Below are 16,515 nucleotides of genomic sequence, written 5' to 3' on the forward strand. Positions count from 1 at the left end.
AGTGCTCAGCCGGGCCACTCCGCGGTGGCCCGGACCAGGGCTGCGAAGGCCTCCTCGGGAGGGGTGAGGATGCGGTCGGCTCGGCGGACGAGGGAGACCTCGCGCTGCGGGGGAGCCGGGCTGATGTCGAGACACACCAGGAAGCCGACCTCGACCTCGCGGCGTACGACGTGTTCGGACAGGACCGCGAGGCCGAGGTCCTGCTGCACTGCCTCCTTGACCGTGTCCGAGCCCCACAGGTCCCAGGTGTCGACCTGATCCAGCCCCCACGCGCGCAGCGACTGCTCCTGCAGCCGGCGGGTCGCCGATCCCGGCTCACGCAGCAGGAAGCGGCTCGTCGCGATGTCAGCTGCCGTGAGCTCGCGGTCCTTCAGCGGGCAACCGGCCGGCGCGACCAGGACCATGTCCTCGGTCAGCACCGGCTCGCTGCGGAGCGCCTCGGCGGTCGGGGTCGCCGCGCACAGGCCGAGGCCGACCTCGCCCGCGAGCAGCCACGACTCGACGGTGTCCTCGTTCCCGACCCGGATCTGGCACGAGACCTTGGGTGCGCGGATCGTGAACTCGCTGATCAGGCGCGGCAGCAGGTAGGTACCCAAGGTCGTCGTACCGGCCACCACCAGTTGGCCGGTGTCGAGCCCGCGGTACCCGGCGGTCGCGTGCTCGAGCCGGTCCAGCAGGGCGAGAACCTCGCGCGCGTGCTCCACGACGACCGCGCCGGCAGGTGTCGGCTGGGCGCCGTGCGGTCCACGGTGGACCAGGCTCACGCCCAGACTCCGCTCGAGCTGCCGGATGTGGTTGGAGACGGCCGGCTGGCTCATGTAGAGGGTCTTCGCCGCCGCGGAGAAGCTGCCTTCGTCGACGACGCGAGCCAAGATCTCGAGTTGCGTGAGACTGAACATCGGCCGCCTTTCCTGCGGGAACGCGGCCATAATCGCACGGAGAGGTCAGTACCTGATACAGGCCGACCGGAGGTCGGTGTAGAAGTTCCAGACGTCCGGCGAGCATTCCGGAGCGCCGAGCTGGGAGGCCTTGGCGCCCATGTGCGGCAGGTGCGAGTACGCGCCGACACCGGGGCGGTTCACGTGCAGCATGCCCGCCTGGAAGTCCTGCAGCGCCTGGAACATCAGCGCCGGGTTCTGGGTGAAGATCGTGCCGGACATGCCGTACTTCACCGAGTTGCTGATCCGCATCGCGTCGTCGTACCCGTCGCAGGTGATGACGGACAGGACCGGTCCGAAGACCTCCTCCTGGGCGAGTTCGGAGTTCCACGCGACCTGGTCGAGCAGCGTCGGCTCGACGAAGTACCCCGGCGTACCGAGCTCGGCTGCTCCGCCGCCGGCCAGCAGTTCGGCGCCGTCGGCAACGGCCTGCTCGATCGCCTGGAGACAGGCCTGGTGGCGCTCGTCGTTGACGACCGGGCCGATGTCGGCGTCCGGCTGGTCTCCCGGACCGATCTTCATTGCGCGGACGCGCGGGACCAGCCGGGCCATCAACTCGTCGTGGACGGTGCGGTCGACGATGATCCGGCTGGTGGCCGAGCACCGTTGACCCGACTGTCCGTACGCGCCGTGGACGATGGCGTCACAGGCCGCGTCGAGGTCGGCATCGGCGAGCACGATGAGTGCGTTCTTGCCGCCGAGTTCGAGCTGGGTCCGCAGCAGGCGGCCGGCGCCGGCCCGGTTGATGGCCTGACCAACGGGCAGCGACCCGGTGAAGGAGATCCCGGCCACCCGAACGTCGTCGACGAGCGCCTCGCCGGCCTCGCGGTCACCCTGCACCAGATTGAGGACGCCGGCCGGCACGCCCGCGTCGTGGAACGCCTGCACCAATAGGGCCGCCGTCAGCGGAGTCAGCGGGGACGGCTTGAGAACCGCCGTACAGCCCGACAACAATGCCGGCGCGACCTTCCAGATCGGGATGGTGAGGGGGAAGTTCCAGGGCGTGATCAGGCCGACGACGCCGATCGGGCGCCGGAACGTCAGTACGACGGTGCGCGGCTCCTCGGCGGCGGTTGTCTCGCCGTTCATCCGGCGCGCCTCACCGACGTGGAACTCGAGAATCGCCAGCCCCCGGGTCACCTCGCCGCGCGCCTCGCCGAGGCGTTTGCCCTGCTCGCGGGTGATCGCCGCGGCGAAGTCCTCGATCCGGTCCTCGATCAACCGGGCCGCCTTGGTCAGCACCTTGGCCCGCTCGATCGGCCCGATCGCGTCCCAGGCCGGCTGGGCGGCCTCGGCAGCGTCGACCGCTGCGGTGACATCGGCCGCCACGGACTCGCCGAACTCTCCGATCACGTCGTTGGTGTCGGCCGGGTTGAGGTTCGGCCGGGTCTGCCCACCGCTGCTCGGGGTCCACGTTCCGTCGACGTAGTTGAGCAGGTGGTCCGCCTGGACCTTGAAGTCGAGGCTCACGAAGCGATCTCCTTGAAGTCGATGGCGATGCGCGGCGCACCGCCGGTGCCGGCGGTCTTGATCGCCTGCACGATGTCGGCGAGCGGGTACGGCGCCGGGATCAGGTCGGCGAACAACTGTTGTGCGGACGTGCGTTCGAGGAAGTCGACGGCCTCGACGAGGTCGTCGACGCGATAGTTGTGGCTGCCGACGACGGTCGTGAGGTTCTTGACGAAACCGCTCGGTTCGAACCCGATCTCCGGCGCGGGCGACACCGAGCCGACCAGCGCGATCCGGCCGCCCAGATCGACCACCTCGAAGGCCGATCGGACGGCGTGGTTGTTGCCGGACAGCTCGAAGACGACGTCAGCGCCGTACTCGCTCGTCGTCGCGGCGAGGTCCTGCGGTTCGACGACCGCGGTGGCGCCGAAGCGCGCTGCCAGCTCGCGGCGCGACGGGTCGACATCGGATGCGATCACGGTGGTGCAACCACGATCCCGGGCGTAGGCCACCGCCGTCAGCCCCAACATGCCGCACCCGAGCACCACGACGACATCGTCCGCGGTGAGTCCGGTACGGCGTGCCGCGCAGGTAACCGTCGCGGTCGCGCAGTTGGCGGGTGTGGCGACGGCCGCGGGCAGGTGGTCCGGCAGCTTCACCAGGCCCGTGCCCGCCACGAGGTGCACGTAGGTCCCGAAGCCGCCGTTGAGCTTCCAGTGGTCGTCGATCGCCTCGTGGCCGTACTTGCGGACCGACAGGCACTTCTGGGGGATGCCGCGCAGGCACCGGCGGCACGCGCCGCACGACGTACCGATCGTCCAGGTGATGCGGTCACCCACGCCGACAGTCACGTCGCCTCCCGTGGCGACGACATGGCCGATGGCCTCGTGCCCGAGGACGGTCGGCAGCGGGGTGGGGCGGTCGCCGTTGATCGTGTGCAAGTCGCTGCCGCAGATCGTGGCCAGCTCGGTGCGGACCAGGACCTCGCCCGGCCGCAGTACCGGCAACGGCAGCGTGCCCACGGAGAAGCCCGCTTCCACGCCGGACCAGATCGCCGCGGTCGCGTTCACTGTCGTCATCCTCGAGTCCTGTTCGGTCGTTTCAGCGGCGGATGGTCGACGCTACGGCGGCGCTGGCCGTGCAGCTGATCGCCACGATGAGGAAGATCAGCCCGGCGTCGCCGCCGTTGTGATCCATGATGCGGCCGATCAGCGGTTCGGCGGCACCGGCGAACAAGTAGGCGAAGAAGTTGACCACGCCCACCGCCGTACCGGCCATCACCTTGCCGGCGAGGTCCGGGCACAGCGCCCAGAACGACGACTGCGGGCCGTAGACGAAGAAACCGGCGAGGAACAGCAGGACGATGCCCAGGCCGACACCGGGTTTCAACGCCCAGATCCCGAGGGAGCTGAGCGCGCCGAGCACCATGAAGAGCATGATCGGACGGTCCCGGCGCGAGCCGAACAGGCGGTCCGAGAGCTGACCGTTGACCAGGGCACCTACCGCCATCCCGACGGGCAGCGCCACGGTGATCCAGACCGCGTTGTCGGTCTTCTTCCAGGCGTCGCCGAGGAAGTACACCGGCACCCAGATCAGCAGGCCGTACCGCGCCGCGTTCTGGAAGCCGATAGCGATGCCGGTGAGCCAGATCCGGGGAATCCCGAGAACGGCCTGGTAGCGTTCCGTCGAGCTGGGCGCCGCTGCGTCGCTGTCGTACGCGACGTCGTCGGCGTCATGGGTGAACGAGCGCGGCGGCGTGATCCCGGCGTTCCTCGGAGTGTCCCGTGCGAGCACGAAGAACGTGATCCCGCCGACGAGCATCAGCAGCACCGGAAGCCGGAACAGCCACTCCCAGTCCAGGCCGAACGTCGTGATCGTCAACGTCGACGTGACGTAGACGAGGACCGACGATGAACCGGCGGCCAACGTGTAGAAGCCGAAACTCTTGCCCCGTTCGTGATGGCTCCACCAGTTGGAGATCACCCGGCCGCCGGCCGACCAGCCCATCGCCTGGACGAAGCCGTTGGCCCCGAGCGCGACCGCCATCCCGGCCGGCGAGGTCATGAAGCTGGCGATGATGCACAGGGCCGTCGACAGGATCGCGCCGAGCGCCATCAGGCGACGGCCGCCGAACTTGTCCGCGAGGTTGCCGTTGACCATCTGGCCGATGGCATAGGACCACAGGGCGATTCCGCTGATCGTGCCGACGGTCGCCTTGGTCCAGCCGAGGTCCTTCTGGATGCCGGGGATGGCGAAACCGAAGGCCTGCCGGCCGGTGTAGAAGAACAGGTAGCAGAACATTGCCGCGAGCAACATTCGCCAGGCGAGCCGCCGGAAGGAGGCCTCGGAGACGGGTTCGGCCGAAAGGTTGCCGGTGCTGGGGTCAAGTGTGCTGGACATCCTCGTCGCAGACCTCTCTCAGGGGTAACGCGCAGGACGGGGTCGACTCACGACGCGGGGGCGGCCGCGAGATCGTGCTCGGACGTGAGTGTCCTGAGTCGGAGGTTCGACTCAGGACACTAGGGTCGTGGCGACCCAGAAGGCGTCGTAGTTGTGGATGTACGCCGGCCGGCCCCAGGGCTCGTCGAGCTCTTCCGGCCGGGGTAGCACCCGGTTGATGAGGAACGGGATCTGCAGCTCACCGAGCGCGCCGTGCGACCGCAGGGGAGCGTCGAGGCCGGTGAGGTCGTGCCATTCGGCGTACCGGCCCAGGGCTGTGCCCTTCTCGGCGAGGACCACGATGTCGCCGATCCGGTCCGCCGGCAGCGAGAAGCTGCCTGCGGCCTCGTCCCGGGTGCACACGGTCTGTACGCCGTCGATCGTCCGGAGCGCGTCGACGGTCGCCTCGAGGTCCGCGCCCGCGGGCAGGTAGACGCTGGCGAACGAGCCGAGCGCACCGTGGTGGACGGTGTACGGGTCGGTGATCGGCAGGATGACGCGCAGTTCGTCCGACCCCGGCTCGGCGCCGGCCGTGCCGAGGATCCGGCGTACCTCGTCCTCGACGAACACGACGTTCGGCGCACCGGTGTGGTCGGTCTTCGCGCTCATGCCGTGGTCCGCGGTGAGGACCACGATCGCGCCGAGCGCTTCGAGTTGGGCGGCGTGCCGGTCGATCTCGGCGTACAGGTCGTTGGCCGCCTCGGTGCCCGGGGCGTGCTTGTGCTGGATGTAGTCGGTGAGTGACAGGTACATCAGGTCGGCGCCGCGGGTCTTCATGATCTCGACGCCCGCGGCCAGGGCGAAGACGGACAGGTCGGCCGAGTACACCGTGGGCAACGGCCTGCCGACGAGCGCGAGCACGTCGTCGATGCCGTTCTCCTCGAGATTGGCCTGGTCGGCCTTCTCGGCCGAGAAGCAGATCCCTCGCCGCGACGGTTCGACGAACTCACCGGAGCCGTCGAGGCTGGGACCCGCCTCGACCACCCCGGCGCCGAGCAGCCGCCGCAGCTTGTCCTTGGCGGTGACGACCACGACGTCGAGGCCTGCTTCGTTCGCCGCCGCGAACAGGGTCGGGGCGCGCAGGAACGACTTGTCGTTCATCAGCACTTCAGCACCTGTTGACGTGTCGAACAGGTAGTTGCCGCTGATGCCGTGGACCGACGGCGGCTGCCCGGTCGCGATCGACACGTTGTTCGGGTTGGTCAGCGCGGGCATCGCGCAGTGCGCCTCCCACGACGTTCCCCGCCCGCTGTCGAGGACTCCGGCCAGCCACGGCATCCGACCTGCTTCGACAGCCTCGAGGTGGTAGTCCGGCTCGCTGCCGTCGATGCAGATCACGACGACCGGCGCACCGTTGGTGGTGTAGGTCCGGTCGTTGACGCTGAAGGTGGTGGTCACGGAGTCTCCTGCGATCGGGTTCTCGGGATCGGTGTCACTGTCCAACCCGGCAGGCCGCACCGGGAACCCCGGTTCGGGCTATGGGCCGCATAACCAGATTCCGCATACCGCGCGGAAAACCGGGCTGCCAGTGTTCGAAGTCGTCCGCCGGTCCGCCCCGAGGAGCCCGCTCATGCGATTACGTCTCACCGCCCTGACCGCCTGCACGGCCATCGTGCTCGCGGGGATCGTCGCGCCCGCCGCGACGGCCGCCACCATCGGTTCCGAGAACTTCGACAGCTTGGCCGGCACGCTCCAGCCGCGAACGACCGAGACCGGGATACCGGCCGATCTGCTCGGCTGGACCCACACGGCGCCGAGCGGCTGGACGGTGACCTCCGCCGACTCGATGACCGGAAAGGGCATGGACGAATGGCGCGGCTGGTCGTTCGCCACGCCCCAGTTCTGGACCGCGGCCCAGACCGGGCAAGGGCGCGAGAGCTTCACCAAGGCCGGCGGTGTCCTCGCCGTCGCGGAGAACGACGAGTGGGACGACGCGAACAGTCCCGGCGACCAGCTCTTCGAGAGCACGCTGACGTCGCCTGCCTATACGGTGGCCGGCAAGTCGAAGGTCTACGTGAACTACGACCAGAACTACCGCCAGACCGGACCGCAGGTCGCCGCCGTGGACGTGTCGTTCGACGGCGGTGCCCCGCAGCGGCAGTTCACCTACAGCACCGCGACCCTGGGCGACCAGGTGTACCGCGAGAACGAGACCATCGCCGTGCCGGTGACCGTACCGGCCGGCGCCCAGTCTGCGAAGATCAGCTGGGTCATCGAAGACGCACAGAACGATTGGTATTGGGCGATCGACAACATGAGCGTGAACGACGACGCACGGGCAGGTGCCGTTCCACCGCTGCCGAAGGTGCAGACCCCCGACGACCTGCCCAACGGCACCAGCGCCGCGAAGGTCCTGTTCGTCGACCTGGACGGCATGCGCTGGGACAAGATGCAGCAGGCGGGTACGCCGAACCTCTCGGCCGTCGGCGCGACGGGCCAGTTCGGGCCGGCGTACATCCAGGACAACGCGATCGCCGGGACGAACTCCGGCCCCGGCCACTCGAACATGTTCACCGGTGTCTGGCCGGACAAGCACAACGTGCTCGACAACTCGTTCAACGGCTACCGCAAGAGCCAGTACCCGGATTTCATCACCCGCGCCGAGGGGCTCAAGCCCGAGCTGTCGACGTTCACCACGCTGGACTGGACGCCGCTGAACACCTACCTGATCGACCGGCCGGACGTGAAGCTCCAGCAGAACGGCGCCAACCAGCAGATCACCGACCGGCAGAGCACCGACGCCGCGCTCGAGGTGCTCGGCAAGCACAACCCGGACCTGATGATGGTCTACCTGCACGACGTCGACGCGACCGGTCATTCGCTCGGCTCGGACAGCCCGGACTACCTCCAGGCGATCCGTCGCGTCGACGCCAAGTTCGGTGAGCTGGTCGCCGCGGTCAAGGCGCGGGCGACGTACAAGGACGAACGCTGGCTGATCGTCGCGGCCACCGACCACGGCCAGACCGGCTTCGGTCATGGCGGCGACCAGCACACGTCACGCCAGGGCTGGATCCTGGCGACCGGGCCGGGGATCCCGACGACCGCCACTCTGCGGCGGGAGTGGCGTCAGGTCGACATCATGCCGACGGTCTACCGGCACCTCGGTCTTCCGATCGATCCGGCCTGGGGTCTCGACGGCGTACCGATCGGTGCCCGGAGCAACGATCCGTTCGACACCGTGGCGGCCACCTCGGGCGTCGTCGACGAGGCGCTTAAGCCCGCGGGCATCGGTGGCTGGACGACTGCGCTACCGACGTCCTGGACGCGCGTCGACAAGACTCCTGCCGGCAGCGGCGTGACCGAGTACCGGGGATGGCGGCTGATGAGCGGCGAGTTCTGGACGACCTCCGAGGAAGGCCAGGGCCGCGGCTCCTTCGTCCGGGGGCGTGACGTGATCGCCGTGGCCGACCCGGACGAGTGGAACGACAAGGGTGATCCGGCGGGCGGCGCCGCACTGTTCGACAGTGCGCTCACCACGCCGTGGGTGCCGCTGCGTCAGGCTGCCGGCGTCCAGGTCGACTACCTGAGCCACTACAAGCAGGTCGCTGCCGGGCAGCCGCAGGACGCCGAGGTCGTGGCGGAGTTCGACAACGGTGTGAAGCGCGTGCTGTGGACCGCCTCCGCGGCCGACGGTGCGAAGTTCGACATCAGCAAGGCGATGCACCTGACCACCGCGGTGCCCACCGGCGCCGCCAAGGTCCGCGTGACCTGGCATCTGAAGGCCGGCAACAACGGCTACTGGGCGATCGACGCACCGAAGGTCGTGGCTGACTGACCCTCGGTGTTGATGAGGACGACTGTGTCCAGCGGTTGCCGGGTCACTTGCAGGGCGGCCAGCGCGGCGGCGCCGCAGGGACCGGCGGGGATGTTGTAGGTGTGGAGCAGGGCTTGGGCGGCGCGCGTCTCGTCATCCGTGACGGCGATCGCGGCGTCCAGGCCGCTGTGGATGGTGGGCCAGGCGGTGGAGGAGACGGTGCCGCAGTTGAGGCCCGCCATGATCGTGGGCGCGGACGTATCGACGGTGATCGGCCGGCCGGCGGCGAGCGAGGTCGTGACGCAGGCGGCGGTCACCGGTTCGACCGCGAGGACCGACGTACGGCGATCCGGAACGCGGTAGTGCTCGATCGCGGACTGGAGTAGTGAACCGACACCGGTCGGGACGACGACGAGCCCGATCGCGGACGGGTGCTGTTCGTCGATCTCCGCGAACAGCGTCGAATACCCGGCGACGATCCACCGCGGGACTTCCTCGTACCCGGGCCAGGCGGTGTCCTGGATCAGTACGTCGCCATCGCGCACACTCGCCGCGGCGGCCTGTACCGCGTCGTCGTACGGCAGCCCGGTGTCGATGACCGACGCACCTTCGGCACGGATCGCCTGCACGGGGGCACCCGGCAGACCGGCCGGGACGTAGACGCGGGACCTGAGCCCGAGCGCCCGCGCGAAGTACGCCAGGGCCCGGCCGTGGTTGCCGTCCGTCGCGGTCACCAGCGTGAGCCGGCGGCCGGAGACCCGCGACGCGAGTTCGTCAAACGTTTGCGCGGGTCCGAGCGCACGGTTGACCGCCCACGATGCGCCGAGCACCTTGAACGCCGGCAGCCCGAACCGGTTGGATTCGTCCTTCACCCACACGCTCCCGGCCCCGAGCAGCTCCGCGAGCGCGGGCACCTCGATCAGCGGCGTCGCGGCGTACCCGGGCATGCTGCGATGGAACTCCAGGGCCGACTCCCGCACCCCCGGCGCGATCCAGGACCCGGCGCCGGGGTTCGCCGCCCGCGGGCGCTGCTCAGGCTTCGTCACTCTCCGAGACTCCCTCCACAGCCGGTAATTGCCGGTAATTGCCGGTACTGACATAGATCAATTCATCGCGGAGCGTGCCACAATGCAACAGAGCCTGTGGCCCCCGGACCCCGTGTCGTTCGCTCACACATCTGACGGCGCGGACCTGGGGAGGACGCAATGGGTGCTGGGGACGTTGACAGGGAGTTTCGGGCTCGGCTGATCGAGCTGCTGGGGGAGCCGTTGATGGTCGACGATCCACTCGTCACCACCGCACAGGCCGCGCTACTACTGGAGGTTCCGCCGCAGCGCGTCGCGGGGCTGATCCGGGCGGGGCATCTGCCGGCTCGCTCCCGTGCGCACCGCCGGCTGCTGCTGTCCGACGTCGTACGGTCAGGCCTCGACCAGTGGATGTCGGTCGCGGAAGCCGGTGTCGTCCTGGGTCTCGGACAGACCGGCGTACGGCGATTGATCACGGCCGGACTGCTGACGGCGCACGGCAAGGAACTGCCGTTGCGACGCGAAGACGTGGACGTCCTCGCCCGCCTGCGCGAAAGCTGGTGGTCCGTGCCGACCGCCGCGTCCGCGCTCGGAGTGGACGCCGACGAGGTCCACCGGATGCTCCGCATCGGTCAGCTCACCCACACCTGCGACATCGCCCGACCGGTCTACCGCCACGAAGTCGCCACCCTGCTGCAACCGGTGCCGACGGTCGCATAACGCCATCTCGTAGCGCGTCCGTCGTCTTTGTGCACGGCTCAACCACAAATCCGCGTGGAGAATGGTTGGTGGGTGCACAAAGACGCCGTGATCAGTTGCCGTTGATGAGGTGGATGGCCAGGTCGGGGCTGAAGGTGCCGGCGGGGATGCCGGCGCCGATGCCGCAGTCGCCGTCGGAGTCGCCGGGGACCTTGATCCACAGCAGCATCTCCGCGCCACCGCCGGTTTGGGCTGTGACGCCGAGCTTGCGGCCCGGCGGGTTGCACCAGTCGTTGCCCGTGCCGTTCCCGTTCCGGCTGGTGTCGACGACGAACGGCTTCTTCGTGGTCAGGTGGCTGTTGACGGCGTTGCCGTAGGTGACGGTCTGCGCGGTGGTGTAGTAGTTCGACACGTTGAGTGCGAAGCCGTGCGCGTTCGCCAGGCCCGCGCCCTTGAGCCGCTGCGCCATCACGTCGGCGGCCACCCAGCCGGCGTTGCCGCCGTCCAGGTACGCCCACGCGTTCGGCGCGAGATCCTTGAACTGCTGCACGGCGTACGTCAGCATGCCGTTGCGCTCGGCGATCTGGTCCGCGTTCATGCAGTTGAAGTCGCCGAGCGAGTCGGGCTCGATCACGACCACGGCCGGACGGTTGCCGATAGCAACGGCGAAGTCGTGGATCCAGGCCCGGTACGCCGCCGGAGTGCCCGCGCCGCCGCCGGAGTGACCGCCGCACGCGTCGCGGCCGGGAATGTTGTACGCGACCAGCACGGGCAGCTTGTCCGCGGCGTCCGCGGCGCCGACGAAGTTTCCGACCGACGTACCGATCGGGTTGCTCCAGTTGCCGAACCAGCGGGCCATCGGCTTCGTCGCGATCGAGTTCTGGATCGCGGTCCGGCGGCTGTCGTTGGGGTTGTTCCGGACCCAGGCGGCCGGGTTCGAGTTCGGGTCGACGTAGAAGCCGCTGGTCAGTTGGACCGGGTTGCCGGTGGTGGCGGCGCCGGCGCCCTGGTGTGTGGGGAGGACGACGCCGAGCGTCAGGCCGGCCGCGACCAGGCCTCTGAGGATCCATCGCATGTGCTGCTCCTGTCTCGAGCTTGGGGGCGGACACTCCGGGAGCGCTTCCAGTTACTATCGCCCCGATCGTGTCGGATCAGCCACCTTGCCGTCAACCATCTGTGCAGCAGCTGGTGAAAACAGGAAACCGCCTCAGCTTCTGAATCCGAGAGCGCTTCCAAACGCGACCAGCCAGCGAGGGGTCAGTTCGCGGCGAGCTTCTCGGTGGAGGTGTGGCCGGCCTCGGCGCAGCGGTTCAGGAAACCGGCGATCAGGTCGAGCTCGTCCTCGGAGTAGCCGGCGCAGATCTTGTCGATCGCGCCGTTCATCCCGCGGTACGCCTGGTAGACCGCGGCCGTCCGCTCCTTGACGACGCGGACGGTCACCCGCCGGCGGTCGGTCTGGTCGCGGTCACGGACGACCCAGCCGCCGCGCTCGAGCCGGTCGAGGATCCCGGTCATCGTGGCCGGATGGATGCCGGCCCGCCGGGCCAGGGCGCTCGGTGTGAGCGCCCCGTCCCTGGCGAGCACGTCCAGACAGTCCAGCTCGGCGTCCTTGAGGGACAGCTGCGACCCGACCTGATGATTCAGCAGGGCGAGCTGGACCCGCAGGTCCCGCAACGCGGTCCTGACCGCGGCAGTGCGCGACGGCGGCTTCGGCATACTTCAGCTCTCGTATCATCCGGTATTCAGATCATCTGAGAGCCTAACTCACGGGACGCGCGCGGCCGAGCGGTGCGGGTGTGAGGACCGGGTGCGCGCGCAGGTACGCGATGAATCCCTCGTGGTCGCGGTCGTTGCGGACCGGATCGGTGAAGCCGGCGAAGACCGTCGTACCGTCGCCGCCGATCAGGGTGTAGGCCAGCGCGGCGACGCGGTAGTCCCGGTTCAGGTCGAGTGGTTTGCCGTTGATGCGCACGGTCGCGGGGTCGACGCGCTGCCCGATCGGCTTGGTCGTGTCGTAGGTGTAGCTGACGTTCTGCGACACGGCGAACGGAGCGAACTTCTCGGTCCCGTTCGCCTGCGGCACCCACTGCGCCTCGAAGGCAGCGTGCAGCTGGGTGCCCGGCAGCGTGACCGTCAGGATCGGGTTGCCGTACCCGAAGGCGCCCCACGCCTCGCCGAACAGCACCGTCCCGTCGACGTCCGACGGATTGGTGCCTTTGGCAAACAACAGGTCGCCGGTCACGGCGTTCGATCCCGACACCGGCTTGACCGAGATCAGGGCCAGGTCGGCGCGACCGTCGCGGTGCTGATTCGCGTCCCAGTAGGCGAAGTCCGCGGCCAGGTTGCCCATCGTGCTCTCGCCGGACGCGTTCGGCGTCCGCGTGAAGTCCGCGGTGACGCGCGCGAGCGGCGTGGCGTACCGCTTCTTGCCCTTCGCGGTCCAGTAGTCGGCGATGTACTGCAGCTCCTCGTCGAGCGGTACGTCGCGGGTGTTGGCGTGATTGGTCGACCGGGTCAGTTCCCGGATGACCTCGCCGGTGCGCGGGTCCAGCTTGAGGTTGATCTCGTTGATCAGCGAGCCGTGGTTGCCGGCTTCGACGACCGGCCGCGGGACGCCGTTCGGGTCCGGAACCATCATGTTGAACCGGCAGTGCCAGTGCCCGGTCACGATCGCTGCGATGTCCGGGGAGGCGTTCGCGGCCAGCTGGAACACCGGCCCCGACGGGTTCGTGCCCGCGTTGTAGTCGTTTCCGGCGACGCCGCCGTCGTGGATGTTGATGACGATCGCGTTGACGCCGCGCTTCTTCAGTTGCGCGGCCAGTTTGTTCGCCTCGGCCAGGTCGGACAGCGACTTGAGCCCGGGCTGGTACGACGTCGACCCGGTTTCCGAACCGACCAACGTGAGGTGGATGAACGCGATCGGCAGCTTCCCGCCGCGGCCGGCGTCGACCCACTCGATGTTGTACGGGGGCACGATCGTCCGGCCGGTGTCCGCGTGCACGATGTTCGCGGTGTAGAAGCGGAAGTTCGCGCCCTGGAAACGCTGCCCGGTCGAGTCGACGAAGTTGTCGTCGCGCCCGCTGACCGGGTACGGCTTGCCGCGTTCCATGTGGTCGACGAGGAACTCGACCGAGTGGTCGAGCTCGTGGTTGCCGACCGTGCTGAACTGCAGCCCGAGCGCGTTGAGCGCCTCGATCGTCGGTTCGTTGGCATGCGCGTCGACCTCGAACGGCCAGCCGTTGAAGTTGTCACCGGACGAGAAGAAGATCGAGTTCCGCTGACCCTCGCGCAGCCGCTTCAGGTGCGTGGCCAGGTAGCCCGCGCCGCCGACGGTCACCTGGACGCCGCCCGCGCCGGTGATCACGCTGCCCTGACTGGGCGTCGTCGGCTGCAGGTAGCCGTGGAAGTCGGTGATGTTCAGCAGCTGTACGTCGACGTACTCCGAAGCGTCATCGAGAGCGTGCGGGGTGGCGTACGCGACGTCGCCGACCGCGGTCGCGGTGGCGATGGCGCCGGTGGTGGTGAGGAACGTCCGGCGGCGGATCCGACTGTTCACGGCAACCTGCTTCCTGGCGGGAGGGGTGCGCGTTAGTGCGCATTATTGCCTGTTTCCGACATTATTAGCTGCCGGACCGGACATGCGTCAACGGCCCGGTGAACAATCGGCCAACCTGAGGTCAGAGGCTCCGGGCCGAGAGTCGGGGGAGCGGGCCGCGGCTCGGGCTCAGCAGACGGGTGTCGATCGCGTCCTGGGCGAGGCTGGCCGCGCCGAGGGCTACGCAGAGGGAACCGAGGGCGGAGGCGCGCAGTTCCGGGACGCGCGGGCAGAGGCGGTCGAGCTCGGCGGCCAGTGGTTCGAGCAGTACGTCGGCCGCCTGGGAGAAGGCGCCGCCGAGGACGAGCAGCCGCGGGTCGACGATCGCGATCGCCGTCGCGGCGGCGACTGCCATGGCGCGTGCGTACTTCCGGACGGCGGCCCGCGCTGCCCGGTCGCCTTCCCGCGCGGCCGCGAAGGCGCGTTCCGCCTTGTCCACCGTGGGAATCTCCGCCGGCACAACATCGTGCAAGTACTCGAGCGCCGCCTCCCATGCAACCCCTCTGAGCGCGGACATATCAGCCGCCGCCCCAAACGCTCCCCGCCGCAGTTGCCCGTCAAGCACCAAAGCCAACCCCGTACGCCGCCCCGCATGCAAAAACACCATGTCCGCGGGGGAGGAGGAGAGGGAGGGCCCGGCCGCGCTGGTGGACCCGGCGGAGGGCGCGGTGGTGCGGCCGGCCGTGGGTTCGGCGGAGGGGGCGGGGGTGCCTCGGCGTTGTTCGGCGAGGGCGGCTAGTTGGCTGTCATTGTCGGCGACAACCAGCTGGGCTTTGAAGTGGCCGACCAGGTTGGTGCCTGCCCAGTCTGGGATCGCGTTCGCGCGGACGACGGTGCCCGCGGCATCGACCAACCCGGTGGTACCCGCCCCGACCGCCCACACCTGCGCCGCCGGCACGCCGGCCTCCCGCGCACAGTCGGCAATCACCCGGTCGGCCGTCGCGAGCCGCTGCCTCCGCGGCGTCTCCGGTGTCACGGAACGCCGTACGCTCGCGAGCATCCGCCCGTCGAGATCCGTCAGCACCCCACGTACCGAGAACGCGCCGATGTCCAGCCCGACGACGTACCCGGCCTCCGCCCGAAACCGGTAGGAACGCGCCGGCCGCCCACGCCCGCGGATCGCCGGACTCACCTCGACCAGCCACCGCCGAGTCACCAGACTCGCCAGCACCTCCTCGACCGCAGTCCGCCCCAGCCCGCTCTGCTCGACGATCTCCGCGACCCGCAACTCCCCGGCAGCCCGAACCGAGCCCAGCACAGCCCGCTCGTTCAGCTGCCGCAACCGCGAATGATCGCCGCCGTCCACCACCGAGGACCCCATGATCGCCCCAGCGTAGACCGTGTGCTTTCAGTGGTAGGTCACCGTCGTGACGAGCGCGGCCGCGCAGGCAATGAAGTACACGGACCAAGGGGCCAGGTTGTGATCGTGGACTCGAAGGTGCGCGGTCAGCGCGGCCAGGAAGTAGAGCACCAGTCCCGCAGCGGCGAGCACGCCGAGCGGTGGTACGGCGAGGCCGGCGAGGAGGCCGACCGATCCGGCGCCGAGCAGCAGACCGAAGGGGACAATCCACTTGTGGTCGACGTTGATCCTGTCCGCCTGGGTCTTGGGGTAGTCGTGCCGAAGGAGGTTCGCGACCGCGGCGCTACCGGTGAGCGCGGCGGCCAGGAGCGTGGTGGCGAGATAGGCGGCGTACACGAGGTCTCCGATCCGAGAGGCGATGGGCGCCTCACGGACGAGACAGCTAGCCGGTTTGTGACAGGCCGGTGAGTTTCGCCGGATTGCTGACGACTTGGAGAGCCTGTACGGCGCCCTCGACCAGATGCAACGTGATCGCGAGCACCGGCCCGTTGGCGGACTGGATGACGATGCCCGGTGCGCCGTTGAGCTCCGCGATCTCCAGTTGCGTACCGGCCGGCCGCCGCTCGTACAGAACGACGAACGCACGCGCGACGTACAGCGGACCGTAGATGGGTTTGCGCGGAGCACCGGTGAGCCCGCCGCCGTCGCTGATCAGCACGACATCCGGCGCGAGAACCGCCATCAGAGCCGTCACATCACCGTCCAGGCACGCCGCGAGAAAGCGTTCGGTGACCTCGCGCTGCGTCGTACGGTCGGTGTCGTAGCGACGGCGGCGAGCGGCGACGGCCTTGCGTGCGCGGTGCGCGAGCTGGCGTACGTCGGCGGACTGGCGTCCGAGGATGCCTGCGATGTCCGTGTAGCTGTAGCCGAACGCTTCGTTCAGTACGAAGACGGCGCGTTCGGTGGGCGAGAGGGCTTCCAGCACGAGCAGTACGGCGGTCGACACCTCGTCGGCCCGTACGACGTGATCGGCGGTGTCCGGCGTGGTGAGCAGGGGTTCGGGCAGCCACGGTCCGACGTACGTCTCACGCCGTACTGCCGCGCTCCGCAGCCGGTCGATCGCCAGGCGGGTCGTGACGCGAACCAGATACCCCTCCGCGTCGTCCACGGAGTCGCCGTCGACCCGGGTCCATCGCAGCCAGGCGTCCTGCACGACGTCCTGGGCGTCGGCCACGCTCCCGAGCAGCCGGTACGCGACGGCGTACAGCAACCCTCGGTGCTCGGCGAACCGGTCGGCCTGCATGCGCGCAACGATA

Annotated in this window: 14 protein-coding genes; 2 read left to right on the top strand and 12 right to left on the bottom strand. The window is 69.1% G+C overall.

Annotated features, from left to right (window positions below):
• Positions 1 to 5: 5 nt before the first annotated feature.
• The 5 genes from E0H92_RS26050 to phnA all read right to left on the bottom strand — a co-directional run bounded on the left by E0H92_RS26050 (position 6) and on the right by phnA (position 6,224).
• Complete coding sequence (locus E0H92_RS26050) at positions 6 to 899, bottom strand: LysR family transcriptional regulator (protein ID WP_165549983.1); 894 nt, start codon at positions 897 to 899, stop codon at positions 6 to 8.
• 45 nt (positions 900 to 944) lie between these two features.
• Positions 945 to 2,408 carry an aldehyde dehydrogenase family protein gene (locus E0H92_RS26055; RefSeq protein ID WP_131497994.1) on the bottom strand — a complete coding sequence of 488 codons (1,464 nt, stop codon included), beginning with the start codon at positions 2,406 to 2,408 and terminating at the stop codon, positions 945 to 947.
• Positions 2,405 to 3,466 carry a zinc-binding dehydrogenase gene (locus tag E0H92_RS26060; RefSeq protein WP_131497995.1) on the bottom strand — a complete coding sequence of 354 codons (1,062 nt, stop codon included), beginning with the start codon at positions 3,464 to 3,466 and terminating at the stop codon, positions 2,405 to 2,407. Before E0H92_RS26060 ends, E0H92_RS26055 begins: the two co-directional genes overlap by 4 nt.
• 22 nt (positions 3,467 to 3,488) lie before the next feature.
• Positions 3,489 to 4,787, bottom strand: a complete 1,299-nt coding sequence (locus E0H92_RS26065) for an MFS transporter (protein WP_131459658.1) — start codon at positions 4,785 to 4,787, stop codon at positions 3,489 to 3,491.
• A gap of 111 nt (positions 4,788 to 4,898) precedes the next feature.
• A complete protein-coding gene (gene phnA, locus E0H92_RS26070) occupies positions 4,899 to 6,224 on the bottom strand; it encodes a phosphonoacetate hydrolase (protein ID WP_131459657.1) in 1,326 nt (441 codons plus the stop codon).
• Between the two features lie 172 nt (positions 6,225 to 6,396).
• Here phnA and E0H92_RS26075 point away from each other — a divergent pair, with 172 nt between their 5' ends.
• Positions 6,397 to 8,601, top strand: coding sequence for an alkaline phosphatase family protein (locus tag E0H92_RS26075; protein WP_131497996.1), 2,205 nt, complete (start codon positions 6,397 to 6,399; stop codon positions 8,599 to 8,601).
• On the opposite strand, the gene E0H92_RS26080 is transcribed toward E0H92_RS26075, so the two are convergent.
• Positions 8,562 to 9,626: a pyridoxal-phosphate dependent enzyme gene (locus E0H92_RS26080; protein ID WP_165549985.1), complete on the bottom strand. Its 1,065-nt coding sequence runs from the start codon at positions 9,624 to 9,626 to the stop codon at positions 8,562 to 8,564. The genes E0H92_RS26075 and E0H92_RS26080 overlap by 40 nt on opposite strands.
• 159 nt (positions 9,627 to 9,785) lie before the next feature.
• On the opposite strand from E0H92_RS26080, the gene E0H92_RS26085 reads away from it, so the two are divergent.
• Positions 9,786 to 10,325 carry a DNA-binding protein gene (locus tag E0H92_RS26085; protein ID WP_131459654.1) on the top strand — a complete coding sequence of 180 codons (540 nt, stop codon included), beginning with the start codon at positions 9,786 to 9,788 and terminating at the stop codon, positions 10,323 to 10,325.
• A gap of 91 nt (positions 10,326 to 10,416) precedes the next feature.
• Here the strand turns inward: E0H92_RS26085 and E0H92_RS26090 are convergent, their stop codons facing one another.
• The 6 genes from E0H92_RS26090 to E0H92_RS26115 all read right to left on the bottom strand — a co-directional run bounded on the left by E0H92_RS26090 (position 10,417) and on the right by E0H92_RS26115 (position 16,502).
• Complete coding sequence (locus tag E0H92_RS26090) at positions 10,417 to 11,379, bottom strand: glycoside hydrolase family 6 protein (protein ID WP_131459653.1); 963 nt, start codon at positions 11,377 to 11,379, stop codon at positions 10,417 to 10,419.
• A gap of 182 nt (positions 11,380 to 11,561) precedes the next feature.
• The gene (locus tag E0H92_RS26095) at positions 11,562 to 12,020 is read right to left on the bottom strand and encodes a MarR family winged helix-turn-helix transcriptional regulator (protein ID WP_131459652.1); all 459 of its coding nucleotides are present in this window, start codon (positions 12,018 to 12,020) and stop codon (positions 11,562 to 11,564) included.
• 43 nt (positions 12,021 to 12,063) lie between these two features.
• The gene (locus tag E0H92_RS26100; RefSeq protein WP_238173591.1) at positions 12,064 to 13,860 is read right to left on the bottom strand and encodes a bifunctional metallophosphatase/5'-nucleotidase; all 1,797 of its coding nucleotides are present in this window, start codon (positions 13,858 to 13,860) and stop codon (positions 12,064 to 12,066) included.
• Positions 13,861 to 13,981: 121 nt separating this feature from the next.
• The gene (locus E0H92_RS26105) at positions 13,982 to 15,220 is read right to left on the bottom strand and encodes an ROK family transcriptional regulator (protein WP_131497998.1); all 1,239 of its coding nucleotides are present in this window, start codon (positions 15,218 to 15,220) and stop codon (positions 13,982 to 13,984) included.
• A gap of 27 nt (positions 15,221 to 15,247) precedes the next feature.
• Complete coding sequence (locus tag E0H92_RS26110) at positions 15,248 to 15,595, bottom strand: DoxX family protein (RefSeq protein ID WP_131497999.1); 348 nt, start codon at positions 15,593 to 15,595, stop codon at positions 15,248 to 15,250.
• Positions 15,596 to 15,641: 46 nt separating this feature from the next.
• Positions 15,642 to 16,502, bottom strand: a complete 861-nt coding sequence (locus tag E0H92_RS26115) for an RNA polymerase sigma-70 factor (protein ID WP_131498000.1) — start codon at positions 16,500 to 16,502, stop codon at positions 15,642 to 15,644.
• Between the last annotated feature and the right edge of the window lie 13 nt (positions 16,503 to 16,515).

Source organism: Kribbella speibonae (genome assembly GCF_004331375.1).
Taxonomy (GTDB): Bacteria; Actinomycetota; Actinomycetes; order Propionibacteriales; family Kribbellaceae; genus Kribbella; species Kribbella sindirgiensis.